This is a genomic window from Phaeocystidibacter luteus, from assembly GCF_008933115.1.
Lineage (GTDB): Bacteria > Bacteroidota > Bacteroidia > Flavobacteriales > Schleiferiaceae > Phaeocystidibacter > Phaeocystidibacter luteus.
Genome location: NZ_WBVO01000001.1, coordinates 650,299 through 675,915 on the forward strand (window position 1 = coordinate 650,299; position 25,617 = coordinate 675,915).

A 25,617-nucleotide genomic window follows, 5' to 3' on the forward strand; every position below is an offset into this window, starting at 1 on the left:
CCACCCAAACCATCTGGGTAATCGCCGCGTTATATAGGTGTTGAAAATGAGAAACACCAATTATCGCAATTGCGCGACGCGATAGAATTCTCATAAAAAATCCCGGCAGAGATGTTGGGATTTTTTTTTTGACTAACGTGATGTGGACCTCTTGAAGGCAGCCGAGTAATCTGCTAAATCCACGTTCAGTGGTTATCTTCCGCAGCATTCGTAAAATGTACCGCCTTCATGTAGACCTTTAACGTCTGATTATACCAAGTGTACGCGTCTTTGAATCGACCTCGCCATGCCATCTCGTTGTGGTCATCCTCTGGAAAGTACTCGTACTTGTACCACTTATTATCTTCTGTCCAGCCAAAAGCATCGAGTGAATCCGTGAGCATATCAAGCCCCGGTTTTAGAACGGAATCAACTCCCAAACCTCCCATATCAAAATAAATGGGAGCTTTATTGCTACTTCTAAATGAGGGGATTAAGTCGATTTGAGTCTCCTCTCCTTGATAGTACACGGCTGGAGAAAAACACAACGCACCTCCACCGAATGTTTTAGATTCTCTTCGATGAAGAAGCAGACTCACGGTACCACCAGCACTCGATCCACCCAATAGCCGGTTAAATGCACCGGGAATTGTCGAATAATGCTCATCTACATAAGGAACCACAACTTCTACTACCCATTTGCGGTACACCTCTCCCTCGGGGGTGTCCAGATATTCCTTCATCCTTAGAGGTGAGTTATCTATGCCGACAACGATAGACATATTATAATCCTTCAGCTCCTTCATCGATTCGTCAATCTTCCACTCCTCTCCCATATTTGCCGTTGCCGCATCGAACAAATTTTGTCCGTCTGCCATATAGAGTGTTCTGTACCTCTTGTAATCAGCGGCATAAGGTCTCCAAACACGAATTTTCCTCGTTGGAAAATCCTCATTCGGAAACGGTAATTCGATGATATCTAGAACCCCCACAACGGTAGATTCTACGGGCGGGGCTGTCCATGATGAATAACGCAAATGGATGATCGTGTCTTTATCCGCTTTAAACGAAACGTTTGGAGGTGCTGATCCGTCGCCAAGGCGTCCCTCCGTCTCCCATGACCCGAGTGTGATTTTGAATTCCACTACCTCTGAAGTGTCCAGCGTAAAGTGAACAACGTGAAAACTATCGTCTTTTATCAGCTCCACTTGCGAAGGATTCCAGTTTCCCAAAGCATCAGAATTACCGGTAATAAAGGCGGTTGCTGAATCAGGGACTCCCTCAACCTCAACGATAACACTAACTTTCGAAGCATCTTTGCAGGAGATTAGTGTTGCAAAGGCTAGAACAAAAAGAAAAGACACTCGAAACATATTATGCTTGGTTAGGAAGTGAAGCCTGCGTAACTTGAAATCAAATTACGAGAAATGTCTGAAATCATCCGTGAGAAGAAGCGCTTAGACTTACGTTGGAGCGATATTGACCCGAACTTCCACCTCCGTCATTCTGTGTACTATGACTTCGGCGCACAAATGCGAACTGAGGTCCTAAATAAAATTGGATTAACCCTCGCAGTTTTTGCCAAGGAGAAGGTAGGTCCAGTACTATTCAAGGAGGAATGCGTCTTTAGAAAAGAGATTCACTTTGGAGACGAAATTTACATGGACTTTGAAATAATTGGATTGTCGAAGGACTTGGAGCGCTTTGCTTTCAGACATCGGTTCATGAAAGCGGACGGCACCCTTTGCGCCGTTTTAACCTTGAATGGAGCATGGATGGATACGGTGAAGCGAAAATTGACCCTTCCACCTGAGGCCATAGAAAATGGTTTAGAGGTACTTCCGAGATCGGAAGATTTCGAATGGATTGCCACGAGCAAGAGTCCAAAATGAGAAAAGGCCGGCAAAATGCCGACCTTCTCAACCCTTATGAAACTGTTTGTGATGAACTCTAAGCTTCAACGGTTTCTGTCACAGCAGCGAGTTGTACTTCGCCGTCTAACTTGATTTCGTCGCTTACGAGAAGATTTCCCGCTTCGTTCACTACGTGAAACTTCAAACCGAAATCTTTACGGTTCAAAGAACCTTTGAATGCAAACCCTGCTTTGGTGTTACCCCATGGGTCTACTGCTACTCCACCCACTTCAACGCGAATGGTAACTGGCTTGGTCACGTCGCGGATGGTCATGTCACCAGTTAAATCAAACTCATTGCCACTTACATTGCTGATCTCTGTTCCTCTGAAGGTCAACTTTGGATACTCTTCTGCATTGAAGAAGTCATCGCTGCGAAGGTGATTGTCACGGTCGGTACTCCCTGTGCTAACACTAGCAACATCGGCTTCGAAGTAGAACTTACCGGTAGAGAAATCTTCTCCTTCGGTTTCTACTGATCCCTCAATGGTACCGAACTCGCCAGTAACGGTGGTAATCATCAAGTGCTTCGCCTTGAAGTGAATGTTGGTGTGTGATGCGTCAATTGTCCATTTCATAGTGCTCATATCTATTGGATTTAGATTAATTCCCTTGAATCAATGTTACAACAAATATATAAACAATGTTTAAACATCAAAGTGTATGGGTGATAGATTTTGTTGAAGTGGGGATAGAGGGGCATGGAGGGTTAGAGGGTTGGATGGCCAGAGGGTTAGACTGGCAGACTGATGTTCCGACTGAAAGGAGGAATCCCGAGAGGCAGAGCCGATTCGGGAGAGGGTTAGAGGGTTGGAGGGCCAGAGGGTTAGACTGGCAGACTGATGTTCCGACTGAAAGGAGGAATCCCGAGAGGCAGAGCCGATTCGGGAGAGGGTTAGAGGGTTGGAGGGCCAGAGGGTTAGACTGGCAGACTGATGTTCCGACTGAAAGGAGAAATCCCGAGAGGCAGAGCCGATTCGGGAGAGGGTTGGAGGGTCTGACTAGTGTGCCGAATGAAAGACGAATCCGAAAAACGCGCTCGATTCGGGACTGACTGTAAGGAAAAGTCTCGCTAGTCAGAGCCTATGAGGTGAATGATGGGAATCATCGGCGCAATTGCAAGAAAGTCCTGCAAGAAGTCAGTTGTGTTGGATGACGAATCTTTTGGGGCTATAGGGGCTGGTTAGCCCCTCCCCGGTCTCAAGTTCGGATAAATGATTAACAAGCGTGTACTTCTGAAAGGGACATCTGGTGGACATCGATCATTGTGAAAATCTAGCCGATTGTAAACGTAAAACACACGACTCATATCGACCAACAGACGTAACTTGAGACTGGGGCGGGGTTTCAGTCCCCGAAACGAAGCTCGGTATCAGGCATTCAGTTTCGCGCCGTAGGTTACGAGCTTTCGGCGAGAGGTTTCAGACTTGCAGGCCGTGGGCAGTAGGCATCAGGCATCCGATGTGCATCAGGGCGATAGCGTCATGCTTGCTGCACATAGGCCGCAGGCGGAAGGCGGCGCGCTTCAGGCGTGAGACTGAAGGCCAAAGTTTGACCTGACCTTGTCAAAAAATAAAATCCCCGCCTTGTGAGCGGGGATTTCAGCTATGAAAAACAACCTACTAACTAATGGAGTTCCTAACCCTCAGAGTGAAAGCTCGCAGTGCTTCCGACTCTTTCATTCCATTGTCAATGTTTCTTAGTATTTCTATGGAACCGATTAGGTGTGTCAATTGTTCACCCTCATCGTCTCCTTCCACTTCAATCGAAGGAGTTTTCTCTTCTAGTATATCAGCCTCAGCTTGAAGTAGCTCCTCCAAGCTATACGTCTTTACCAACTTTCGGATTGCTGGGATTTTCATGACTGCTGTGCTTTATCAATCATCTTGCGCAAATATTCCTCTTTGCTGGTCGCGCTGCCTTCAATCAATTCCCCATCCTTAAAGACCGCCAAGAATGGCAGGTTGTCTACCCCTGCTCTCTTTCGTGCAGCCTCATTTTGCTCGGCATTAACGTCCAAAAACGTTATTCCCTGCATCTCCTCTTCTTCAGAAACTCTGCGGAATTTTGGAGAGAAGAGCTTACATGAACCACACCAATCGGCATAGTACTTTACAGCTACAATTCCTCCTTTATTGATTTGCTCGTCGAATACTTTATCGTCAACCTGATGTACCATTGCTTTGCTTGTTTTCTTTTACAAGACAAAGGTAATTCGACTTCAATCAATGCTATTTAAAGGTTGATAGGTGAAATCTATCACGCCTATTTTTCAATTCTGCGACGGTACTTTCTGTGATAGAGATCGCGAACAATACCATCACTCACACCAATTTTAGGCACGTACATATGTTTGGCGTGACTCCACTGCATTACCGTCTTATAAATGCGAAGCGCATGGACAATTACATCAGCCCGGTCGAAGTTCAACCCCAACTCCGTAACCCTTTCATCTCTAGTATAAGATGAAAGAAGCTTATCCTGACTATTCAGGTAGCGCATGGTAAGTGGTTCTGTGAGCTTGCGACCACTCATTTTATGAAGCTTATTGATATTACCCCCAGAAGCTATAATGGCTAAATCGTCGCCTGGTTTCACATTCGCTTCAATCCACTTCTTCATCTCCTTCCACTCCGCTGGATCGTCCATCTCATTGAGCAGGCGTACCGTTCCAATCTTAAAGCTTCTTGACACAACGATTTCTCTGTTCTCTAAGACGGTTAGCTCGGTAGATCCACCACCGACGTCGATGTAAAGAAATCGGTCCTCCTCTGGCTCAAGTCTATCAAACATCTTTGATTCAAAGATGAGTCGAGCTTCCTCCATCCCATCGATGATCTCAATTTCAATACCCGTTTGCTTCTTGACCTGCTCAACAACTAAATCGCCATTACTTGCTTCGCGCATGGCACTCGTAGCACAGGCACGAAAGTCTTGTACTCCATGCACATCCATAATTGCGCGATACGCAACCATCGCTTCAAGCATGCGCTTTCGATTGGCCTCGGAGATTTTCCCTTTTGTGAAAGAGTCGGCACCTAGACGAATCGGCAGACGTGTCATGCTCGATTTCTTGTAATACGTGTAATTCTTCGATGGCTCGTGAATTACGTTCGTAATGAGGAGTCGAATGGAGTTCGATCCTATATCAATGGCCGCTAACTTCTTTAACTTCATGTACTATTGCCTTCCTCCTCGTCTCAATTGCTGAGCCACATAATCTGCCATGGCCGTTTGTGATCTGATCCGAGGTCCCGGAACTTTCCGGTATGTATTGTCCTGTTCTGCGTTGTGAATTCTGCCTTTCACATTGTCTTTCCATAGAATCTCCATGTGGTCGCGAATCTCCCTCAATACAGATTTGCTGTAAATCGGTGTACTCACTTCCAATCGGTGGTCCAAATTCCTTGTCATGAAATCGGCCGACGCAATAAAGCATCGAGTATCACCACCATTCTCAAAGATATATACTCTTGAATGCTCCAAGAAGCGATCGATCACACTTATCGCCTCAATATTCTCACTCATTCCAGGAATTCCCGGAATCAAACAGCAAATACCGCGGATAATCAATCGAATCTTCACCCCAGCATTATTGGCCTCGTAGAGCTTCTCAACCATATCGTAATCCGACAGGCTATTCATCTTCAAGAACATCGAAGCTGGTTTACCTGCCTTCGCATTGGCAATCTCGTTATCAATATAACTGATGAACCTTTCACGTGTGTAATGCGGACTCACAATCAGATGTTCATACTTGAATACCTGATAGTTCGCACGGATGAATTCGAAAATATTTCTGATCTCTTTCGTGATGCGTTTATCAGCCGTCATCAAGTGATAATCTGTGTAAATTTTAGCCGTACCCTCGTGGTAATTTCCTGTGCCGATTATGGCGTAATCGACCAGCTTCTTACCTTCTCTACGTTGGACCAAGGCCACTTTACTATGCACCTTTAGTCCCGGAACACCGCTGATCACGTTTACTCCATCTGCACGAAGTTTCTCCGTCCATTCAATGTTGGCCTCTTCATCAAAACGTGCCTGTAGCTCAATCACCACTGTCACATTCTTACCATTCTTAGCCGCATTTATGAGTGCGCTGATTACTCGGCTCTGATCCGCCAAGCGGTATAAGGTAATCTTGATGTTTTCCACCTGTGGGTCAATGGCCGCCTCGCGCAGGAATCGAATCAAGTAGCTGAACGTGTGATATGGAAGGAAAATAAGAACGTCCTTCTGTCGTACGACTTGCAAAATGGAACGCTCCATGTCAAGGTCCGGATGATAGACCGGTTCAACTTTCGGATACTCCAAGTCCCTCCTTCCCACATTGGGGAATTTCATCAGGTCCTTTTTGTTGTGGTACCTGCCACCAGGAATTAAGCTGTCGTAGCTATCCAATTCCATGTTCTCCTTGAAGAACGTCAGATAATCGCGCGGTAACTCCTTGTCGTATACGAATCGTACAGGGTCACCGATCTTTCTGGCTTTCAGCCCTTTTTCAATCTTCTCGAGGAAACTCTTAGACACATCATTGTCCAAATCCAGCTCCGCATCCCGTGTAATCTTAATGGTATGCGCTTCAATCTTATCAAATGGATAAATGAAGAAAGCGTACTTCAGATTGAATCGAATCAAATCGTCCAAGAACATGATGTAGTTCTTGCCATATTTAGGCAAAAGCACAAATCGACCAATCAATTCAGACGGAACCTCGATAAGGGAATAAACCGGATTATCTGGATCAGCATTCCTAATGAGCTTGATAGCCAGGTAAATGCTTTTATCTCGTAGCTCTGGGAATTCTTCCCGATCATTCAACAATAGAATGAAAACAGAGGGACTTACTTTCTCAACGTAATACTTACGGACAAAGCGCTGCTGAGCGTGAGTAAGGTTCTGCTCATTGAGAATGACAACGTTCTCCTTCTCTAATTCCAGAATGAGCTCGTCGTAGATTCGTGTCGCCTCTTCTTGCTGTCGAATCACTTCTTCTGTAAGCGCCTTTAGTAGCTTCTGTGGAGACCATCCGCCGAGTTGTTCCTTCACCTTTTTCCCCTTGAGTGTATTCATACGCTTTATGGAGGCGTATCGAACACGGAAGAACTCGTCTAGGTTGTTGGAGAATATACCGAGGAACCTCATTCTTTCGATGAGGGGTACATCTGTATCTGCCGCTTCTTGCAGCACTCGCGCATTAAAACGCAACCAACTTAGGTCGCGATTTACATACCTTTTTACGTCGCTCATGAATTGCTTTTCTTCCGCTTTTTCGGGTAGTCAAAGTAAAGCAATTCGGCCCTATCGTCTACTTCCTTCCACGATTCTTCTTCGAAGTGCAGGCACACTACCCCAGAGGTTGGAACATTGTCGATTCTTTGATCCACACAGCGGTTCACAAAATTGGTTATAGTCGGATTGTGACCAAAGAACATCACACTGTGAATACTTTCAGGAAGTCCACGAATAATGCTCAGCACCGTTTCGTTTGAAGCCATGTAGAGATCATCTTCAACGTCGATTGATCCCAAAGGAAAACTCAGGGTCCGAGCGAAGATCATAGCCGTATGTAGCGCTCGGGTAGCCGGACTACTTATGAGCAGCTGTGGACGATCCGCTTCGGTATCTAACCATTGAGAAATGAGGTGAGCGTCGCGGATTCCTCGCCCTTTCAACGGGCGGTCGTAATCGTCGATATCCTCATATTGCCACGAACTCTTGGCATGGCGAACTAAGTAAACCGTTTTCATGCGACACAGTTTCCTTCAAATTACGCGAATAATTCGAAACTTCCATGAAAACTAAAGGTTAAGGATATGCTGTCAATTCTGACAGATTTCGGTGGCAATGACGGTAATCACCAACTACTACAGCACATTCTTCGTAATTTTAGCACATGAACAAGCGCTTTACACTTCTACTCCTTTTCTGTCTGTCCATTAGTGCTTTGGCGAAAGATCCCTATTTGAACCTTTCGGCCCAGCAATTCTGGCATCCCGAATCTGGACCATTCTTGGAGGTTTACTACCACGCTGAAGGTAGATCGCTTGTATTTGCTCCCCGCAATGGAGGCTTCGAATGCGCCCTCGAAATCACAACCATGTTCTTAGATGGTGATGACGTTGTTGCGTTCGATAAAGTAGCTCTCACAACAGGAGTGATAACTGACACTACTGGTTCCATACCACTTGTAGGATTGTCTAGAATCTCCGTTCCAGAGGGAACTTGGAAGGTGCAAATCATATACGAAGACCTTTATGGCAGCATGGAGCCTATCGAAGTTGAGGATAGCGTAACCATCGCTGCCCCTACGCAGAAAACGTGTTCTCGATTCATGTTCACAGAACTCGATGCCCCTTCAGAAGATTGGATCCGTTACGGAGTTCCGGCTTTTCCTAGATCATTGGGCCGTCGTGCCTACTACCCCACTCAAGATTCAATTCTGCAATTTTACACGGAGTTTTATCAGCCCGACTCTGTAGAAAGACACATCGCCACGTTCGGTATTTACAACGCCACAAACGGAGAAATGGTCGATGGCATGTATGGCTTTATTCGACTAGATGCCGTGCCGTTTCAACCTATCACAAAACGAATAGACCTCCGCCAACTCCCTACCGGCAACTACATATTCAAGTTTCAAATTCAAGATGCAAGGAGCACTGTGGTTTCACGCGATTCCATCTTCTTTGGCAGGAACAATCAGAAAATGGCGGCACCACTTATTAGTGTATTGCAGAATTCAGCTCCGGCGCATTTCCTCGACAAATTCAAAGGTGTTGAGCAATGGCGATTCTTGGCGGATTGCCTCTTCCCTATCGAAGATGATTTACAGCGACTACAAGCCGCTTCATTGATTGAAGAAGGAGATACGACGAAACTCAAGCGGTTTGTAAGCGGGTTTTGGAATCAACATGCGCCTAACAATACAGAGGAAGCCTTTGTAAACTACATGACTCGAGTTGAACTGATGAACGATGCCTATGGCGGAGGAACGTTCAGAGGCTATCAGACCGACATGGGGCGTGTAAGGCTTCAGTATGGAGATCCTAGCAATATTGAAGAGCGTGCGTTTGACAACAACACGTATCCGTATGAAATCTGGCAGTATAACCGTCTCACCGCACCTAATCGGGCTCCGCAAACCAACAAGGTGTTTATATTTGTGAACCGACAGATTGCTGGTAGAGATTATCGCTTGATTCACTCAAGTGCAGTAGGTGAACCGTACGATCCTCAATGGAAAGCACAAATTGCACGAGGCGGAACAGTTACCAATCCCGACGCCAGTTCAAGTCAGTACAACGAAGATCCATTTGGCTCTCGTTTGAACAACAACACCATCATCAACGGCGGAACGTCAAACAGCGTTGAACGCCGATAATACTGGCCGAATGAAGCCCATCGCTCTAGCCATCCTCAATTGGAATGGCAAATCCCTTCTCGAAAAGTTTCTCGGTAAAGTCATTGACGATAGTCCTGAAGGTGAGGTTATCGTAATTGACAATGCCTCTAGCGACGATTCTGTCAGTTGGATTCAACAGAACCATCCCGAAATCCGCATCATTGAGAACAATACCAACACCGGGTACGCGGGAGGATACAACGAGGGACTCAAAGAAATCAAGCACGACTTTGTCGTACTTCTCAACAGTGATGTTGAAACTACACCGGGTTGGCTCGCCCCAATCTTGACGCGCTTCCAGTCAGACGATTCCATAGCAGCAATTCAACCCAAAATTAGAGCTTACAACGATAAAGAGTATTTCGAATATGCGGGGGCGAGCGGTGGATTCATAGATAGCCTTGGATATCCATTCTGTCGCGGTCGAATTTTCGGTCACCTCGAAAAAGATGAAGGCCAATACGACGAAGCCATGCCCGTGTTCTGGTCTACCGGCGCATGCCTAGCCGTTAGAAACAGCGCATATCAAGAATGCAACGGACTCGACCCCATGTTCTTTGCGCACATGGAGGAGATTGATTTGTGTTGGAGATTTCAACGAAGTGGATACACATGTTGGGTGGAACCTAAGAGTTGTGTGTATCACGTTGGCGGAGGCACATTGGACAGTCTGAATTCGAGAAAGACATACCTGAACTTCAGAAATAACTTGGTACTGCTTACCAAAAACCTCCCCAGACATAAAATCCTTCCTATCATCTTTTCGAGATTGATTCTTGATGGATTAGCCGGAATTCAATTTCTACTTCAGCGCAAGCCTAAGCACACCATTGCGATCGTGAAAGGACACTTCCACTACTATGGGATGTTCAACAAAATAATGCGTGAAAGAAGCGGCCAGTTCCCATGGCCACTGACAGGCGTGTATCAACGAAGCATCGTTCGTCAGGTTTTTTTAGGCGGACTAAAGAACTTCAGTCAGCTTGCTCAGTCATCATTTGTCAGAACGAAGACAGTAGTCGATCGCAAGTGAGTAGCCTTCCAGTCCAAGTCCTGTAATCACACCCACACAATTGTGAGCGGTCAGGCTATGCTGACGAAATTCTTCTCTTGCGTAAATGTTGCTGATATGCACTTCCACGACTGGTGCGGGAATAAGTGCAATGGCATCGGCCATAGCCACAGAAGTATGCGTATACCCTGCTCCGTTTAAGATGATGAAATCAGCTTCGAATCCAGCACGTTGAATTTGGGAAACGAGTTCACCTTCACTATTGCTTTGGAAATATGACAAATCGACCTCGGGATAACGCATTCTGAGCCTTTCGAAAAAGGTTACAAAGCTCTCATTTCCATAAATCTCTGGCTCTCTTCTACCTAGGAGATTGAGGTTTGGACCGTTGATGATTTGGATTTTCATGGCAAATAGGTTGTCTTTCAAAGATAGTGCTTCATATCTTGCTTTCATGACTTGGGAAGCGGCAATTCGAGATTTTTCTAGGTACCTCAAACTCGAACGAGGCTTGAGTAAGAACACCTTATCAGCCTACATTAGAGATATTGAAAAGCTGGCAGACTGGTCTACGGAAGCAAAAGTATCGCCTGAAAAGGTAGACCTTGAAGTGTTGCGGAAGTTTCTTGCCGACCAGCAAAGTCTCTCTCCTCGATCTCAAGCGAGGCTCATCACTTCCATAAAATCACTCTTTAGGTTTCTCGTTTATGATGATGCCCTTAAAACTGATCCCACCGAACTTTTAGAAGCCCCAAAGATTGGGAGAAAACTGCCCGACTATCTAACGGATTCTGAAATCGATAAAATGATATCGAATATCGATTTGAGCACGGACGAGGGTGAAAGAAACAAGGCTATACTCGAAGTGCTGTACGGGTGTGGATTGCGCGTGAGCGAATTAATTGAAATGAGGCTCAGTGACTTATTTCCGAAAGACGAAATAATTCGCGTCATCGGTAAGGGCGACAAAGAACGCTTGGTTCCAATTCACTCCGTAGCCATGAAAGTGCTCATGCGATACATCCATGAGGTGCGAATTCACAACAATCCGAAGCACGGAGAAGAGGACATTGTATTCCTCTCAAAAAGGGGGAAGCGAATGGGCAGAAGTACAGTGTTCACCATGATTAAGCAGCTCGCAGAAAAATCGGGAATTAGGAAGAATATTGGTCCCCATACGTTCAGACACAGCTTTGCGACGGCGCTGGTCAACAACGGCGCCGACCTCAGAGCGGTTCAGCAATTATTGGGACATGAAAGCATAACCACCACGGAGATTTATGCGCATTTGAACGACAATAAGCTCCGTGCGGCTATTGAAGACCACCCGATGTACAATCGGAAAGGTTAGTTCCTATTCCAGTCTTTGATTTCGTCCTCAGCAGAAATTCCAGAGATCACTTCCACTTGGAGGCCATTGCTCAATCCGAGCTCTAAGTCACGTCTCTCGAATTGCTGTGGACCAACCATCACTTCAACAAATGGCTGTTCGTCGTCGTACTGAACGAGTCCTTCATCCACACTCAATACAGAATCTCTTTTGGCGAGAACAATATCGGCATTGGCAGAATATCCAGCGCGGATGAACTGTGAATCATCAAGATTTACTTCAGCGCGAATTTGGAATTGAATAGCACCATTCTCTTCGGTTCCCTTTGGAGCGATGTACTCAAGCTCTGCCGGGTATGTTTCATTCTGAATCGCTCCCACGCTGATGACCAACTCCATTCCTGTTTGAAGCTTCCCTACCTCAGACTCGTCGATGAGTCCTTCAAAAATGATGTCATCCATATCGGCCACAGAAGCTACCGTAGTTCCATCGTTGAACGTATTGGACTCGATTACCTGATTACCTTTCTTCACAGGAACGTCTAGAATCATCCCAGACACCGTACTGCGAATAAGCGTAAGTGAGCTGCTACCCGACTTCTGTGTTGCACCTTCGCGAATAATCTGAAGATTGTCTTTAGCCGCCTCGAGCTCGGCGCGCGAGCTGGTGTACGACAGCTCAACGTTCTGAAACTCGCGATCAGAAATGACACCTTGCTCGTGCAATTGCTTTTGACGATTGTACTCACGCTCATTGTTGTCGAAGTTCAATTGAGCTACTTGCACCCTATTCTCGGCATTGTTCAAGGTCACCATATCCGGAATCACCTGAACTTTAGCGATTAGATCGCCTTCTTTCACTTCATCACCGGGTTCTACGTAGAGCTCGGCAATGATACCGGACACCTGAGGCTTAATCTCTACTTCCTCTCGAGGAATCACTTTCCCAGTAGCCACTGTTTTCTGGATAATATCCTGATAAGCAGCAGTTTCGGTATTGTAAACGATTGGATCTTCTTGAGATTTAGCGTAGAGATAGTAAAGGGTATATAGGATTAGACCGACTAATAGAATAAGTAGTACGGTCCGAATGACCTTTTTCATAGACTCGGATTGTTTGGTGGTATCAAGTAGCTTTTCAAATGTAGCAAACCGAAATTAGAAAATCGGTTACAGCTTCATGCCTTTCCCATGTTTGGTCCAGTGCATATAGTTTTTCAGGAATCCCCAGCCGTATCCAAAATGCATTACAACCGTGGTTTGGATTGATTTTAACCCCACCAAGAATGAGCGATTTTGAAGGGTAGAATCGAGAAAAACCAAAAGCAGGTAAACCAGCATCGGTACTGCTAGGTAACGAATAATTGGAAAGGGTAGTACGAGTGCGCTAAAGATGAGTGCAAGGGAAAAGACAAGCGGAAACAAATGAGTCAGTTTCAACTCTTCGGGATGTAACTTCCAGATATTCACACGAGCGGCTCCAAAGCGGAAAACTTGCTTGAAAAACTGTTTAACGCTTGTCCTTCTCTTGTGAAAAACATGTGCCGATTCAATCAATGCGGTCTTATACCCTGCTTTGATCAATCGGATGCTGAGTTCGATATCCTCACCACAGCGAAATGTAGAATATCCATTTACTGCTTCGAAGGCCTCTCGTTTCATCCCCATGTTAAACCCTCGCGGATGATAGGTTCCCACGTGAGACTTTTTCCCACGAATTCCGCCAGTAGTCAGCATAGAAGTCATGCTATAGCTTATCGCCTTCTGGAGAATAGTGAAATCATCATGAGCAGCGTCGGGACCTCCAAAGATGTCGGCATCGTTTTCCTGCAAATAGGCCTCGATATGATTCAAATACTCCGATGGGATAATACAGTCGGAATCCAGAAAGATAAAGTATTCGCCACTCGCAATTTTTGCTCCGTCGTTCCGCGCGGCACTTACGGGTAAGAACTCTTCGTAGTGGATGGTCAGCGGGTACACATCATTGCCTACAAAGCGCTGTAACTCTGGACGAAGCGTATCCTTAGGCGTACCGTCGGAAATAATGACTTCAAAAGAACGGTGATTCTGTTCGAGTAGGCTATCGAGGAACTCGGTGACCTCTTCTGGGCGACCGAAAGTGGGAACGATTAGTGAAAACTTCATTACTCGCCGATGGTTTCGTCGATCGTGTAGTTCGGTTTCTTGGCGCTGTTTCTCGACATCAATTCGGCCAAAAATCCTGTGGTAAACAGTTGCATACCGAGGATAATGGTAGTTAGGAAGATGTAAAACAACGGATTATCCGCAATCAAACCTGGCTCGTTGTTCGCCCAAAGCTCTTTGAACTTGTAGATGATTAGTCCGAAAAGTGCCAGGAAGCCGATAACGAACATGAACGTCCCAATCATTCCAAAGAAATGCATTGGGCGCTTTCCGAATCGAGAAACCACATAAAGAGTAACGAGGTCAAGGAACCCGTTGATGAATCGATCTAGACCAAATTTTGTGACGCCATACTTGCGTGCACGGTGCTCCACCACCTTCTCTGTGATTTTGGGAAAACCTGCATTCTTAGCTAGAATCGGAATGTAACGGTGCATCTCGCCTGTCACTTCCACATTATGGCAAACTTCGCCGCGGTATGCCTTAAGTCCGCAGTTAAAATCGTGAAGCTTGATTTTTGACATTTTCCGAGTAGCCCAATTGAAGAGCTTGGTTGGAATAGTCTTGGAAATTGGATCGTAACGCTTCTTCTTCCATCCTGAAACAAGATCCCATCCATCTTCTGCAATGAGTTTGTAGAGATCAGGAATTTCGTCAGGACTATCTTGAAGGTCGGCATCCATGGTAATCACTACTCTACCCTTGGTGCGCTTGAAGCCAACATTGAGGGCGGCAGACTTACCTTGATTCTTGCGGAAACGAATGGCGCGAACGCATTCGGGATTCTTCTCCGCAAGCTCTTTAATCACCTCCCATGAACGATCGGTAGACCCGTCGTTCATGAAGAGGATTTCGTAAGTAAACTTGTTTTCATCCATCACTCGAGCGATCCAATCATGGAGCTCGGGGAGGCTTTCATCCTCGTTGTAAAGTGGTATTACAACGGAAATATCAACTGATGATTCAGGCATCAAGTGTTTCTTCTTGCTGTTCGTTATCGAGGAATGGACGCTTCTTCGAGAATATTGCTCCTACAATAAGGCCGATGACAGCACCAAGTACTATCCCTTTTATCATCCCCGTAACTTGTGTTTCAACAGAGAATGAATTTTGTCCTTCAAGCTGCTCTACGGCTTCCGCTAACTGCTGATCTGGCATCCCAAATCCTTCCATCATCTCGATTTGTGCGTCAATTATCATTTCATTGATTTCGACACCCGCTTGTGGATCGATAACATTAAACAGCAAAATGCTAAATGTAACGCTCACTAAAGACTGAACTATCCATGCCACCACATATGCGGAAAAGCCTTCCTTAAACGACAAAAATCCGCCTTGGGCTTTCTTTACTTTCACCACTGGAACAATCAAAAGTCCAATGTTTAGAAAAAGAATGAGTAGTCCCGCAACCCAATTGGTATAGAGCGACCAGTCAACTGAGTACGCTACAACATAATAAGAAATGCCAATTGCCGCTACAATCAATCCCCATTGTACGGAGTGTTTCTTCACATGTTCATTCATGATAGTAGATGTCTAAGGTTATGGTTTTCGAGGTTCAAAGAAGCAAATATAACTTTCTAGGTCGATAGTTATTTTACTACAACGCGCTCAGTTCTTGAGAAGTCTTTCCCTTCGTATTCCAGCAGATAAACACCTGCATTGAAAGAGCTTAAGTCCACCTCATTCCCAACGCCTTCATCGATCACTCTTCCACGGATATCGCGCAGCACGTAGTTCTGCACTCTCTCATCGAGGATGAACCGAGTTGAGGCTGGGTTTGGTCGTGCATACTCAAAGTCTGTCCGTGAGCTCTCAGACTCGGAAAGCGCGAATGGCGTGGGGATAATAGGAATCACCACGTTACCCGATGGAAGATTCGTCAATATTTCGAGTGTGATTCCATCTGCTGCCGTGAAGCTTGGCGAATACGGGAAAGTAAATTCGATTTCCTTCACCTCTCCTGGAAGAAGCGTAGAAGGGTTCCCGCTCGCGCCACGGTAATTCAATTCAGTAGTTGCAAACGCCTGAGGGTCAACGAAGATTGGCTCGTTGCCCGCGTTGACTACTGCAGTGCGAAAAATGTACACTCCATTTTCGCCGGATTGACTGATAGGCAAAAAGATGGTATCGTTTCCAAGCTGAAGATCGAAATTCACATCAGCCGAAGAGTTAGCTACAAAGTTGTTGATACGATCTGCGAATTGCGGGTAATCGACAAAAGGATTGCGGTTGTTTTGAACCGCGTAGATGTCGTTATTCCTACCTGTTTCGAATGCTGAAGGTGGAAACTGTTCGTGCCACTGGAGCAAGATTGATTCCTGTGGCGCAAAGAAATTGGCGTAATCCTGATAGCGAATTACAAAGTACATCATTGCACGAGCTGCAGCACCCTTGTGGGCATCGCGTGGCTCGAATACAGAGTTTCCATATTTGCTTCCTCCACCTGTCCATGACGGATTTGAAACTATACCAAAGGGATGGTTACTTCTGCGGCTGTTTGTTCCGGCATCGGTAGGAAACAAGTGGTGGATGTCAGACCTCATAGGCTGATTCTGACTAAAGAATCCTTGAGGGAAAGTATGCTCGCAATTGAAGTTGTTGGCATTAGCGCCTGTCCTATCGTTGAAGGTTGCGGTTCGTCCGGTATACACGCACTCAACATCTCCATTGACATTATCTAGGTTGGCATACATCTCATCGCGGGCTGCATTGTACGAGAGTGTAACATACCCTTGAGCTAGTAGAGTATTCAGCGCTGTTTTGAGCAATTCCTCGCTTTTTCCTTCTGTCGAGTTGTAATACGAATTGCTAAACCGTCCATGCGCCTCTACTTCAAGAATGGCGCATCCACCCGGACCATCATCGGCGAGGATAAGCTCTCCTTCGTAATCCAGGTTTTGATTCGGCGAGAAAACGATGTAGGCCGTTGCCGAATCCATTGGGGGAATAGAAACTTCGGAGGGAGAAAGCCTGAATGCATCATCGGCATACGGCAAGATATGCTTCTCTGCGTCAACCGTAAACGTGGTACGGGTTGAATTATACAGGGTAATTTGGATGCTGTCTGGAGCTACTTCTGTCACAAAACCGAAGTTTATTTGTGCGGGATATACCTCTAAAGCTTGTCCAAATGCACTCGAAGAAATGAGTGCCAACCACATGAATCTCAAGGCAGTCTGTTTCATAGCCCCAAAGATAGCCAAACGCCCAGCAGAATTAGGTATAGATTCCTTTTTGATTTTCCATTATTCACGTACCTTTGCAGCGGGCAAGTCTCATACAACCAGCTCCTGGTGAACTCCCCCAGGTCCGGAAGGAAGCAAGGGTAACTGGTCGAAGCGGTGTGATATGAGGAGCTTGCCCTTTTTTTGTGCCCTAAAGTGAAGGTTTCCGTTCGGCATTAGTGGAACGAATGAGGTCCGCCGATTGTCGGACAAGGTCCGTCTCCCTTCGGAAAAGGTTCTTTGCCAAAGGCGAAGAAAAGTTAGGTCGACTTAAGGCTATATCCAGCTGTTCAAAACTGTATCATTCCTTTCAAAATCACGCTTTTGCGGTGTGGTGCTTTTGCTATCTTTGCGGCATCATAATTTCAACTATCAGGCATGAAGTTTTTCATCGACACTGCGAACCTAGACCAAATCCGTGAAGCTCAAGATCTTGGAGTACTCGACGGAGTAACTACGAACCCTTCTCTAATGGCCAAAGAAGGCATCAGCGGAGAAGAAAATGTAATCAACCACTACAAGGCGATTTGCGAAATCGTTGATGGTGATGTGAGTGCAGAAGTTATTTCTACCGACTACGAAGGAATCATCAAAGAAGGATTGGCCCTTGCAGAACTCAATCCGAAGATTGTTGTGAAAGTTCCAATGATCAAGGACGGTGTTAAGGCGTTGAAGTTCTTCAGCGATCAAGGCATCAAAACGAACTGCACGCTCGTTTTCTCTGCTGGTCAAGCTCTACTTGCCGCTAAAGCAGGTGCAACCTACGTTTCTCCATTTATCGGTCGCCTCGATGATATCTCTACCGACGGTCTTGACCTCATCGAGAAGATTCGTGTGATTTATGACAACTACAGCTACGACACTGAGATTCTTGCCGCTTCTGTACGTCACCCAATGCACATTATCGAGTGTGCAGAAATTGGTGCCGATGTAATGACAGGTCCACTTAGCGCAATCACCGCACTTTTGAAGCACCCTCTTACCGATATCGGTTTGGAGAAGTTCTTGGCGGATCACGCGAAGTCGAATAAATAGACAGGCGACAGACGATAGGCTTGAGGCTTTAGGCTCTTGCTCAAAACTCGTTCAACTATAGAAGAGTCCTCCATTTTTTGGAGGGCTTTTTTTTTGCGAAGGAATCAGAACAGTCATCATGTCGCCGAGGCCCATTGTCGAAACCGACACGGCCTCACGTTTCATGCCTCATGCCTCACGTCTGTCACCTCTCACCTCAACCCAAATAAACCTCAACCAACCCTCCATTTTCGTACCTTAGAACAAACACTTCAACCACATGGCAGAGCTCGTAAAAATATATCCCGAAAATCCACAAGAGAAAGAAATGCTGAGAGCCGTAGAAACCCTACGCAACGGCGGACTCGTCATCTTTCCGACTGATTCTGTTTACGCCATTGGAGCAGATATTTCGCAACCAAAAGCGCTTGAGCGACTAGCCAGAATCAAAGGTTCTAGCTTGGATAAAGTCGATCTTTCGTTCATCTTCTACGACCTGAGTCACCTGAGCGACTTCACGCGACAGTTCGACACGCCAACCTACAAGCGACTCAAGCGTGCGCTGCCTGGTCCGTTTACTTTCATTCTAGAATCGAACAATTCCATCCCAAAACTCTTTAAGAGTAAGAAGAAAACTATCGGTATTCGTGTGCCTGACAATTCTATTGCGCGTCAATTGAGCCAGATGCTCGACAACCCGATTGCGACTACGTCCGTACATGATGATGACGATGTGATAGAATACACCACGGATCCATCTCTGATTAAGGAGAAATACGACGCTCTCGTAGATCTTGTAATCGATGGAGGATTCGGCGACAACATCGCATCAACTGTAATTGACTTAACCGGGGATGAACCTGAAGTAATTCGCGAAGGAAAAGGGGATCCCGCTGATATTGAATAATGTGGAATAAGTGGATATACAACGCTGGTCCCTTTCAAGGTAAGAACAAGACCAAGTCCTATTTCGAAGGATGGTATATCCGCATCACTTCCCGAGAAGAACCGTGGAATTTTGCCGTAATACCCGGGGTTTCTATTGATTCAAACGGTAATGCCATAGCATTTTTACAGTTTATTGAAGCTGAAGGAACCTCGCATTACCTGCCCTATCCAATTGAGGAATTTCATGCCTCAAGCGACGAGTTCGCCATTGAAATCGGACCAAATCGCTTCACAGATACGCTCATTCACATCGACCTAAGAAGTCGAGGTTTGGATTTTACCGCAGATTTTGACCTGAGTCATAGCGATGGATTCGGAAAGAACTTCCATACCATGAATGCAATGGGATGGGCTAGTCAAGTTCCGTTCCTTCCCTGCTATCACCACATTCTTCACATGCGCAAGCCTGCTCATGGTCAGGCTAAATGGAAAGAGAGCGACTACTCCTTTGAAAATGCGCATGTATACATCGAAAAGGATTGGGGAAATTCGTTTCCTAAATCATGGAGCTGGCTACAGTCTTCCCACTTGTCCGACGCCCAAGGGGCGTTTACAGCTGCAACGTCTCACCTGCCTTTAGGGCCATTCAAGGTTCCGGCTGGAGTGGCGGCCTTGGAGCTTGATTCAGACAGATTCTTCTGGTCCTCCGCCTGGGGGCACAGCTGGAAAAAGGAAACGTCAAGCTCCGGTGGAGTACTCAAGTTTTCCAACCCAAATCACGAATTGATTCTGGAGGTAACTACCTCGCAAACGGCTCCATTGATCGCACCTAACAAAGGAAAAATGGACCGGATTATCCAAGAAAGCATCTCGGGATCGGTAGGAATGACATTGCGTGAAAAACGTGGAGGCATCATCTACTCAGGAACCGCTTCACACGCCGGGATTGAGCTCGTAGCCTAGAGTTTATGCCTTACTATTTTACCGGATTCAGTCATCGGAAAGCTTGAAACACTCAACCAAGCTTTAGGAGTTTCATACACGCTCAAACCAGATGATTGCAAAAGTTCCCTTGACAGTTCAGGAACTTCTCCTTCTACAATAGCCACAAGCCTTCTTCCAAGAGCATCATCTTGTCTCGAAGTCACATAAACTGATTTCCCCACCAATTTTGAAAGAATCGGTTCAACCTTCTCTGGATGGATTTTAACGCCACCGCTATTAATCACGAAATCTGAGCGTCCTTTCCACACAAAGGTGTTCTCGTTAAGTAGAGAAACCACATCCGTGGTCTGTAACTCAGTATGATTCCACTGAGGTGCGTGAATACGCAGTTCAGAATCCGCATTAACACTAAAAGTCACACCCGGCACAGCGTGAAAGGCGTCTTGTGTATGTGGACGCAACTCCTTGAGCGCAATATGGCTTACCGTTTCGGTCATTCCATAGGTTTCAAACACCCTGGTTTTTACCTCATTCATTTCATCAAGTAAGCCAGCATCAACGGGAGCACCACCCAGTATGGTCGTTCCAATTTTATTTAGCTGAGTTGCCCGACCTTTCACCTGAAGAGGAACTAAGGCGGCGAAGTCGAAATCACTTCTTAAGTCATCCAAAATGGCGGTGGACAAATCGTGGACATGCAGTTTCCAGCCGCCGAGCAATGCTCTAACAATCATCATTTTACCAGCGATGTACTGAGGAGACAACGCCAACAAAGCGTGAATTGATTCAGCGAGTCCTAAAGCCGCAATGGTAGCTGTTGCTGAATGCCACATGACTGCCTTTTCAACTTGAACAACCTTTGGCACTCCAGTACTCCCACTTGTTTGTAGGGAAATAGTAGGGTCGTCCTTCCGCCATTCATCCAGAAAGTCGAGCGCCTGGTCTCCAACGGCGCTATCCCCCCTTTTCAAGGCTATTCCATTTCGAAGTAACTGAAAATCAGAGTGCTCATTAAACTGCATAATTCAAAGGTAGGTAGATAAATGGAAAACCGCATCAACACTGGCTCCTAGGCATGATTATTGATAACTTCGGAACCAAATTGAATGGAAAGATGACAGAACTACGAAAGGCCTTTAGGCTGCTCGCGATTGCTATTGGAATCAGCTCAACAGTCCAAGCGCAAGATGTTACCGTTGTTGATGCAACCGACGGAATTCCAATTGAATACGTGTATGTATCCGTTGACAATCAGAGTTTCCTCACCACAGATGAGAAAGGGATGGTCAACGTTTCAAAGCTTGGGTCAGCTGATGCCTTACTTACGTTTCAGCATACTGGATACCGCACATTATCGATTCAAAAAGCTGATTTGAAGCTTGACGAAATGAATACAATTCGTCTGGAAGCTTCAAACATCAATATTAATGAAGTAGTGGTTTCTGCCGTCAAATGGGAACACAAAGCTGAATCGCTTCCCGTTCAGGTTGAAGTTCTGGACCAACAACTCATCGCTTTCCAGAACCCGCAAACTTCTGCCGACCTCATCGGACAGAGCAATCAGGTCTTCATCCAAAAATCACAACTTGGCGGAGGTAGTCCAATGATCCGAGGATTCGCCACTAGTCGCGTTCTCCTTGTAGTAGACGGAGTTCGAATGAACACCGCCATCTTCAGAGGCGGAAATATTCAGAACGTACTCAACGTCGATCCATTGAGTATTCAACGAACCGAGATCATCTTCGGTCCCAGTTCCGTGATGTACGGTTCTGACGCATTGGGAGGAGTGATGAACTTCACCACTCTACAGCCTCAGTTCGCTCTTACTGAAGGAGAAACCCGAATAAATGCAAATGCCATGTTGCGCACGGCTACTGCAAACAACGAGCGGACTGTCCACATGGATTTCAATGTCGCCACTCACAACTTCTCTTCTTACACGAGCATTTCATCGAGCTTCTTCGACGATCTTGAAATTGGGAGTTATGGTGATGAATTCTACACACGACCTACCTACCAAGTTCGCGGTGACACATCAGACTTTACCGCGAACAATCCCAACCCCAATCAGCAAATTTATTCAGGGTACGAGCAGTTCAATGTGATGCAAAAGCTCAAATACAGAGCGAATGAAAACGTGACTTGGGAGCTAGATTACCACTACTCTCGACTTAGCGATGTTCCGCGTTACGACCGGCTTACACAAACCAGAAACGGTAACCTTCGTTTTGGAGAATGGTACTATGGGCCACAAGAATGGCAAATGGCACGACTGGGTTACACGTTCACTGAGCCCGTTGGAATTTTCGACAAACTCAAGTTTACCGGGGCTTGGCAACAATTTACAGAGAGCAGACATGACCGAAACTTCAATTCGGATATTCGAGAAAATCGCTTTGAGACCGTGAACGCATACAGTGCGAATTTCGATTTCCAGAAGTTCTTCACAGAGAAAACCCACCTATACTACGGACTTGAGTCGGTTTACAACCAGACTGGTAGCGAATCTTATGCAGAGGATATTACCACGGGTGCGCGTTCAGACATCCAGTCTAGGTACCCGAATGGATCAACTTGGTCTAGCCACTCGGCCTATGCCACTTGGATTCAGGACTTAGGCAATAGATTCACGCTCACTACTGGCGCTCGTTACAGTCAAATCATCATTAATGCTGACTTCCGTGAATCCGTCCTGCCCCTACCCTTCACGACCTCAACGCTAAATACGGGTGCACTTACCGGAAACTTCGGAATTGCCAAAGAATACGGAAGCGCATCAAGGGTGTACTTCAACGCAGGAACAGGTTTCCGTGCTCCGAACATTGATGACATCGGGAAGTTCTTCGAACTCGACAACGGCTCTACGGTCATCCCTAATCCTGACCTTCAACCTGAATACCTCTATTCTGCAGAAATAGGCATCCAGCAGCGTGTGAAAGAATCCTATGAAATCGAAGTTGTTGCTTACTACAGTTATCTCGACAACGCCGTTGATCGCCGTCCGACTACGGTAAACGGTCAAGACAGCATCCTGGTAGACGGAGAATTACTGCAAGTTCAAAGTGTTCAAAACGTAGATGGCGCCTTCATTTATGGTGTTTCGGCGAGCTTTGGCGCAGATATCACTGACCATTGGAATGTGAAAGCTAGCGCCAACTACACCAAGGGAGAAGCATTCGATGGAGAGCCATGGAGACATGCAGCACCGTTCTTCAGTAATGTTTCTGTAGGCTACCGGTATGAGCGTTTCAGAGCACAGGCGTATGTGAATTACAACGGTGAGATTAGTCCAGAAAACATGGCTCCTTCAGAAAGAGACAAGAACATCTACATTACCGATGAAAACGGCAACTCGTACGCACCTTCGTGGTACACCGTCAACTTAAAAGGAACTTTCCGCATCAACGAATATGTCGAAGTGAACGCTGGAATTGAGAACATTCTCGATGTGCGATATCGACCTTACTCAAGTGGAATTACGGCACCTGGAAGAAACTTCATCGTAGCTGTACGAGCAGAGCTCTAAGCGCCTCTGCGCCAATCTGGGGCGTCTCTTTTGGCAAAATACCTGCGGATGTACTTATGTACTTCCTCCATGCACTCACGAATAAAGAGTAGCTCCTCTTTATCGATGATTTGCAACTTACGGAGATGGTCTGCTCTTCGCTCACACCTAGATAGCGTGTGATGAAGAGCAGACCAAGCCCTCGTTTCGTTTTGGCGATTGCCTTTACTTACTTCTTCGAATCGATTGTAGATTCTACGGGCGATTGAAAGAAACTCATCTCCTTCTCTCGGGAATCCGCGGTAGTAACATCTGTCGCTATAAATCTCAGCAATGTCGAGTAAATCGCGGATGGCTTCGGTTGATCGATATACATTCATACCGCCAATCTAGCCAGCAAAAATCCGCCTAGCCGTAGATAAACGTTTACTTACGTTTTCAAACGGCTCTAGCTCTTAGAATAAGCCCTCAATTTGTCCTTCGGAATTGACAGAAATCCGATTTGACGCGGGCTCGGCTGGAAGTCCAGGCATACGCATCAGATTACCCACTACGGCAATCACGAAGCCAGCTCCTCGCGCAAATTCAAACTCTCGGATGGTAATTCGAAAATCGCGCGGACGACCTCTCTTGGAATCATCATCAGAAAACGACTTTTGCGTTTTGGCGATACACACCGGAAGATTTGAAAGCCCCAAACTTTCGATTGTGCGTAAATCAGCCTTTGCCTTCGCCGTGAACTCCACACCTTCAGCACCGTAAATCCTTGTAGCTACGGTAGTAATCTTATCTTGAATGGAGCTATTTACGTCATAAAGCATCTCCAGATTAGACTTGCCCGATTCGGCCTCTTCAATAACTGCTTTGGCCACTTCACGGACGCCTTCTCCACCTTCTGCCCAGCCATTGGACACCTTGCATTTTATGCCAAGCGACTCACATTTATTCACAAGCCATTGAATCTCTTCTTCAGAATCCGACACAAACTTGTTGACAGCCACTACGGGTCGAACACCGAACGACTGCATGTTCTCAAGGTGCTTCTCTAAGTTCTCAAAACCAGCTTCTACTCTTTCAACAGAAACATCATTCAACTCTGAAAGCGACGCTCCTCCGTGGTATCGCAACGCGCGAATTGTTGCCACAACAACCACGGCCGCCGGCTTAAGTCCAGAAGCGCGACATTTTAGGTGAAAGAATTTCTCAGCTCCCAAATCTGCTCCAAAGCCTGCTTCCGTAACGACGTATTCACCCAGACTCATCGCCATTTTCGTAGCGATAATTGAATTCGTGCCTTGGGCAATATTAGCAAAGGGTCCCCCGTGAATTATGGCAGGAACACCGTGTAGCGTCTGAACAAGATTGGGCTTGATCGCATCTTTGAGTAGAGCTGCCATTGCACCTTCAGCCTTGAGGTCTCGAGCATAAATTGGCTTTTTGTCAAAAGTGTATCCAACGAAAATATTTCCCAATCGCTCTTGGAGGTCTGCAAAATCAGTTGACATGCAAAGAATGGCCATAATCTCACTCGCAGCGGTAATATTAAATCCATCCTCCCGCAAGATTCCATTTGCCTTACCGCCCATTCCCACCGTAATCTGGCGAAGTGCGCGGTCATTCATATCCATTACGCGTTTCCAACGAACTGTCCTTCCGTCAATACCAAGATTGACCTCCGCTTTCGCTTGAATATTGTTATCGATCAAAGCAGAAAGTAGGTTGTTCGCCTTTTCAATTGCCGCAAAGTCTCCCGTAAAATGAAGGTTGATGTCCTCCATAGGCACAACTTGTGAGTGTCCACCTCCTGCTGCACCGCCCTTTATTCCAAAAACGGGACCCAAACTTGGCTCACGAAGAGCAGCCACTGTCTTCTTTCCTTCGAGGTTTAAACCTTCTGTCAATCCAATGGTAACCGTAGTCTTGCCCTCGCCTGCAGGTGTGGGTGACATGGCCGTAACCAAGACGAGCTTGGCATTGGCGACTTTAGAATCATCAATCAGTGAAAGTGGAAGCTTTGCCTTGTGGTGACCATAAGGCTCGAGGACGGATTCAGGTACGTCAATCTTCGCTGCAATGTCTTTTATATGTTGAAGTTTCGCTGCTTGAGCGATTTCAAGATCCGTTTTCATTCTTTCAAATTTTCTCAAATGTACGAGGGAGACTTCGTTTCGCTGTTGATATATATCATGTATTCGATTGGAAAATATAATCGAACACTGTCAGGGATGTTCCAGAAAATCAAATGTAAAG

23 protein-coding genes, 1 other RNA gene and 1 pseudogene are annotated in these 25,617 nt (G+C 46.1%); 9 read left to right on the top strand and 16 right to left on the bottom strand.

Annotation, left to right across the window (positions count from 1 at the left end):
- Nucleotides 1–185 precede the first annotated feature (185 nt).
- Complete coding sequence (locus tag F8C67_RS02940; protein ID WP_151666296.1) at nucleotides 186–1,352, bottom strand: alpha/beta hydrolase-fold protein; 1,167 nt, start codon at nucleotides 1,350–1,352, stop codon at nucleotides 186–188.
- Between the two features lie 54 nt (nucleotides 1,353–1,406).
- Between F8C67_RS02940 and F8C67_RS02945 the strand changes: the two genes are divergently transcribed.
- Nucleotides 1,407–1,871 carry an acyl-CoA thioesterase gene (locus tag F8C67_RS02945; RefSeq protein WP_170266339.1) on the top strand — a complete coding sequence of 155 codons (465 nt, stop codon included), beginning with the start codon at nucleotides 1,407–1,409 and terminating at the stop codon, nucleotides 1,869–1,871.
- Between the two features lie 58 nt (nucleotides 1,872–1,929).
- Here F8C67_RS02945 and F8C67_RS02950 read toward each other — a convergent pair whose 3' ends face one another.
- From F8C67_RS02950 to F8C67_RS02975, 6 genes are all read right to left on the bottom strand, one after another.
- Nucleotides 1,930–2,478 (bottom strand): YceI family protein, encoded by a 549-nt coding sequence (locus tag F8C67_RS02950; RefSeq protein WP_151666297.1) that lies wholly within the window; start codon nucleotides 2,476–2,478, stop codon nucleotides 1,930–1,932.
- 1,035 nt (nucleotides 2,479–3,513) lie between these two features.
- On the bottom strand, nucleotides 3,514–3,753 hold the full coding sequence (locus tag F8C67_RS02955; RefSeq protein ID WP_151666298.1) for a DUF6952 family protein: 240 nt from the start codon (nucleotides 3,751–3,753) through the stop codon (nucleotides 3,514–3,516).
- Nucleotides 3,750–4,070 (bottom strand): thioredoxin family protein, encoded by a 321-nt coding sequence (locus F8C67_RS02960; protein WP_151666299.1) that lies wholly within the window; start codon nucleotides 4,068–4,070, stop codon nucleotides 3,750–3,752. The genes F8C67_RS02955 and F8C67_RS02960 overlap by 4 nt, the downstream gene beginning before the upstream one ends.
- Before the next feature lie 86 nt (nucleotides 4,071–4,156).
- Nucleotides 4,157–5,068, bottom strand: coding sequence for a Ppx/GppA phosphatase family protein (locus F8C67_RS02965; RefSeq protein WP_151666300.1), 912 nt, complete (start codon nucleotides 5,066–5,068; stop codon nucleotides 4,157–4,159).
- 3 nt (nucleotides 5,069–5,071) lie between these two features.
- Nucleotides 5,072–7,144 carry a polyphosphate kinase 1 gene (gene ppk1 / locus F8C67_RS02970; RefSeq protein ID WP_151666301.1) on the bottom strand — a complete coding sequence of 691 codons (2,073 nt, stop codon included), beginning with the start codon at nucleotides 7,142–7,144 and terminating at the stop codon, nucleotides 5,072–5,074.
- The gene (locus F8C67_RS02975; protein WP_151666302.1) at nucleotides 7,141–7,644 is read right to left on the bottom strand and encodes a SixA phosphatase family protein; all 504 of its coding nucleotides are present in this window, start codon (nucleotides 7,642–7,644) and stop codon (nucleotides 7,141–7,143) included. Before F8C67_RS02975 ends, ppk1 begins: the two co-directional genes overlap by 4 nt.
- Nucleotides 7,645–7,790: 146 nt before the next feature.
- Between F8C67_RS02975 and F8C67_RS02980 the strand changes: the two genes are divergently transcribed.
- Together F8C67_RS02980 and F8C67_RS02985 are read left to right on the top strand one after the other, a co-directional pair.
- Nucleotides 7,791–9,278 (top strand): GWxTD domain-containing protein, encoded by a 1,488-nt coding sequence (locus tag F8C67_RS02980; RefSeq protein WP_151666303.1) that lies wholly within the window; start codon nucleotides 7,791–7,793, stop codon nucleotides 9,276–9,278.
- A gap of 10 nt (nucleotides 9,279–9,288) precedes the next feature.
- Entirely contained in the window at nucleotides 9,289–10,332 is a 1,044-nt protein-coding gene (locus tag F8C67_RS02985; protein WP_151666304.1) for a glycosyltransferase family 2 protein, read from the top strand.
- On the opposite strand, the gene aroQ is transcribed toward F8C67_RS02985, so the two are convergent.
- Nucleotides 10,294–10,719, bottom strand: coding sequence for a type II 3-dehydroquinate dehydratase (gene aroQ / locus F8C67_RS02990; RefSeq protein ID WP_151666489.1), 426 nt, complete (start codon nucleotides 10,717–10,719; stop codon nucleotides 10,294–10,296). The genes F8C67_RS02985 and aroQ overlap by 39 nt on opposite strands.
- Before the next feature lie 46 nt (nucleotides 10,720–10,765).
- On the opposite strand from aroQ, the gene xerD reads away from it, so the two are divergent.
- A complete protein-coding gene (xerD, locus tag F8C67_RS02995) occupies nucleotides 10,766–11,662 on the top strand; it encodes a site-specific tyrosine recombinase XerD (RefSeq protein WP_151666305.1) in 897 nt (298 codons plus the stop codon).
- Here the strand turns inward: xerD and F8C67_RS03000 are convergent.
- From F8C67_RS03000 to F8C67_RS03020, 5 genes and pseudogenes are all read right to left on the bottom strand, one after another.
- A pseudogene (locus F8C67_RS03000) lies at nucleotides 11,659–12,747 on the bottom strand (efflux RND transporter periplasmic adaptor subunit); the annotation flags it as partial. The gene xerD and the pseudogene F8C67_RS03000 overlap by 4 nt on opposite strands.
- 63 nt (nucleotides 12,748–12,810) lie before the next feature.
- Nucleotides 12,811–13,788 carry a glycosyltransferase gene (locus F8C67_RS03005; protein WP_151666307.1) on the bottom strand — a complete coding sequence of 326 codons (978 nt, stop codon included), beginning with the start codon at nucleotides 13,786–13,788 and terminating at the stop codon, nucleotides 12,811–12,813.
- Nucleotides 13,788–14,759 carry a glycosyltransferase family 2 protein gene (locus tag F8C67_RS03010; RefSeq protein WP_151666308.1) on the bottom strand — a complete coding sequence of 324 codons (972 nt, stop codon included), beginning with the start codon at nucleotides 14,757–14,759 and terminating at the stop codon, nucleotides 13,788–13,790. Before F8C67_RS03010 ends, F8C67_RS03005 begins: the two co-directional genes overlap by 1 nt.
- Entirely contained in the window at nucleotides 14,752–15,312 is a 561-nt protein-coding gene (locus F8C67_RS03015) for a DUF4199 domain-containing protein (protein ID WP_151666309.1), read from the bottom strand. The genes F8C67_RS03010 and F8C67_RS03015 overlap by 8 nt, the downstream gene beginning before the upstream one ends.
- 68 nt (nucleotides 15,313–15,380) lie before the next feature.
- Entirely contained in the window at nucleotides 15,381–16,976 is a 1,596-nt protein-coding gene (locus F8C67_RS03020; RefSeq protein WP_151666310.1) for an endonuclease, read from the bottom strand.
- An 81-nt stretch (nucleotides 16,977–17,057) separates the two neighbouring features.
- Here F8C67_RS03020 and ffs point away from each other — a divergent pair.
- The 4 genes from ffs to F8C67_RS03040 all read left to right on the top strand — a co-directional run bounded on the left by ffs (nucleotide 17,058) and on the right by F8C67_RS03040 (nucleotide 19,880).
- Nucleotides 17,058–17,157: signal recognition particle sRNA small type (ffs, locus tag F8C67_RS03025), an RNA gene on the top strand.
- Nucleotides 17,158–17,393: 236 nt separating this feature from the next.
- Nucleotides 17,394–18,050 (top strand): fructose-6-phosphate aldolase, encoded by a 657-nt coding sequence (gene fsa, locus F8C67_RS03030; protein ID WP_151666311.1) that lies wholly within the window; start codon nucleotides 17,394–17,396, stop codon nucleotides 18,048–18,050.
- A 259-nt stretch (nucleotides 18,051–18,309) separates the two neighbouring features.
- Entirely contained in the window at nucleotides 18,310–18,936 is a 627-nt protein-coding gene (locus F8C67_RS03035; protein WP_151666312.1) for an L-threonylcarbamoyladenylate synthase, read from the top strand.
- Nucleotides 18,936–19,880, top strand: coding sequence for a tocopherol cyclase family protein (locus F8C67_RS03040; RefSeq protein WP_151666313.1), 945 nt, complete (start codon nucleotides 18,936–18,938; stop codon nucleotides 19,878–19,880). Before F8C67_RS03035 ends, F8C67_RS03040 begins: the two co-directional genes overlap by 1 nt.
- On the opposite strand, the gene F8C67_RS03045 is transcribed toward F8C67_RS03040, so the two are convergent.
- Nucleotides 19,877–20,884: an AMP-binding protein gene (locus F8C67_RS03045; RefSeq protein WP_151666314.1), complete on the bottom strand. Its 1,008-nt coding sequence runs from the start codon at nucleotides 20,882–20,884 to the stop codon at nucleotides 19,877–19,879. The two genes, F8C67_RS03040 and F8C67_RS03045, sit on opposite strands and share 4 nt — an antisense overlap.
- 92 nt (nucleotides 20,885–20,976) lie before the next feature.
- Between F8C67_RS03045 and F8C67_RS03050 the strand changes: the two genes are divergently transcribed.
- Entirely contained in the window at nucleotides 20,977–23,388 is a 2,412-nt protein-coding gene (locus tag F8C67_RS03050) for a TonB-dependent receptor (protein WP_170266340.1), read from the top strand.
- On the opposite strand, the gene F8C67_RS03055 is transcribed toward F8C67_RS03050, so the two are convergent.
- Entirely contained in the window at nucleotides 23,385–23,747 is a 363-nt protein-coding gene (locus F8C67_RS03055; RefSeq protein ID WP_151666316.1) for a hypothetical protein, read from the bottom strand. The genes F8C67_RS03050 and F8C67_RS03055 overlap by 4 nt on opposite strands.
- Before the next feature lie 75 nt (nucleotides 23,748–23,822).
- On the bottom strand, nucleotides 23,823–25,496 hold the full coding sequence (locus F8C67_RS03060; RefSeq protein WP_151666317.1) for a formate--tetrahydrofolate ligase: 1,674 nt from the start codon (nucleotides 25,494–25,496) through the stop codon (nucleotides 23,823–23,825).
- Between the last annotated feature and the right edge of the window lie 121 nt (nucleotides 25,497–25,617).

Excerpts from the sequence above, each read along its gene's own strand:
- xerD (WP_151666305.1), top strand. The coding sequence starts at position 10,766 with ATGACTTGGGAAGCGGCAATTCGAGATTTTTCTAGGTACCTCAAACTC.
- F8C67_RS03040 (WP_151666313.1), top strand. The coding sequence starts at position 18,936 with ATGTGGAATAAGTGGATATACAACGCTGGTCCCTTTCAAGGTAAGAAC.
- F8C67_RS02980 (WP_151666303.1), top strand. The coding sequence starts at position 7,791 with ATGAACAAGCGCTTTACACTTCTACTCCTTTTCTGTCTGTCCATTAGT.
- F8C67_RS03060 (WP_151666317.1), bottom strand. The coding sequence starts at position 25,496 with ATGAAAACGGATCTTGAAATCGCTCAAGCAGCGAAACTTCAACATATA.
- F8C67_RS02975 (WP_151666302.1), bottom strand. The coding sequence starts at position 7,644 with ATGAAAACGGTTTACTTAGTTCGCCATGCCAAGAGTTCGTGGCAATAT.
- F8C67_RS02985 (WP_151666304.1), top strand. The coding sequence starts at position 9,289 with ATGAAGCCCATCGCTCTAGCCATCCTCAATTGGAATGGCAAATCCCTT.
- F8C67_RS03045 (WP_151666314.1), bottom strand. The coding sequence starts at position 20,884 with ATGCAGTTTAATGAGCACTCTGATTTTCAGTTACTTCGAAATGGAATA.
- F8C67_RS03035 (WP_151666312.1), top strand. The coding sequence starts at position 18,310 with ATGGCAGAGCTCGTAAAAATATATCCCGAAAATCCACAAGAGAAAGAA.
- F8C67_RS03005 (WP_151666307.1), bottom strand. The coding sequence starts at position 13,788 with ATGAAGTTTTCACTAATCGTTCCCACTTTCGGTCGCCCAGAAGAGGTC.
- F8C67_RS03010 (WP_151666308.1), bottom strand. The coding sequence starts at position 14,759 with ATGCCTGAATCATCAGTTGATATTTCCGTTGTAATACCACTTTACAAC.
- F8C67_RS03050 (WP_170266340.1), top strand. The coding sequence starts at position 20,977 with ATGACAGAACTACGAAAGGCCTTTAGGCTGCTCGCGATTGCTATTGGA.
- F8C67_RS02955 (WP_151666298.1), bottom strand. The coding sequence starts at position 3,753 with ATGAAAATCCCAGCAATCCGAAAGTTGGTAAAGACGTATAGCTTGGAG.
- F8C67_RS03055 (WP_151666316.1), bottom strand. The coding sequence starts at position 23,747 with ATGAATGTATATCGATCAACCGAAGCCATCCGCGATTTACTCGACATT.
- F8C67_RS02945 (WP_170266339.1), top strand. The coding sequence starts at position 1,407 with ATGTCTGAAATCATCCGTGAGAAGAAGCGCTTAGACTTACGTTGGAGC.
- F8C67_RS02960 (WP_151666299.1), bottom strand. The coding sequence starts at position 4,070 with ATGGTACATCAGGTTGACGATAAAGTATTCGACGAGCAAATCAATAAA.
- F8C67_RS02965 (WP_151666300.1), bottom strand. The coding sequence starts at position 5,068 with ATGAAGTTAAAGAAGTTAGCGGCCATTGATATAGGATCGAACTCCATT.
- F8C67_RS02950 (WP_151666297.1), bottom strand. The coding sequence starts at position 2,478 with ATGAGCACTATGAAATGGACAATTGACGCATCACACACCAACATTCAC.
- aroQ (WP_151666489.1), bottom strand. The coding sequence starts at position 10,719 with ATGAAAATCCAAATCATCAACGGTCCAAACCTCAATCTCCTAGGTAGA.
- F8C67_RS03015 (WP_151666309.1), bottom strand. The coding sequence starts at position 15,312 with ATGAATGAACATGTGAAGAAACACTCCGTACAATGGGGATTGATTGTA.
- F8C67_RS02940 (WP_151666296.1), bottom strand. The coding sequence starts at position 1,352 with ATGTTTCGAGTGTCTTTTCTTTTTGTTCTAGCCTTTGCAACACTAATC.
- F8C67_RS03020 (WP_151666310.1), bottom strand. The coding sequence starts at position 16,976 with ATGAAACAGACTGCCTTGAGATTCATGTGGTTGGCACTCATTTCTTCG.
- ppk1 (WP_151666301.1), bottom strand. The coding sequence starts at position 7,144 with ATGAGCGACGTAAAAAGGTATGTAAATCGCGACCTAAGTTGGTTGCGT.
- fsa (WP_151666311.1), top strand. The coding sequence starts at position 17,394 with ATGAAGTTTTTCATCGACACTGCGAACCTAGACCAAATCCGTGAAGCT.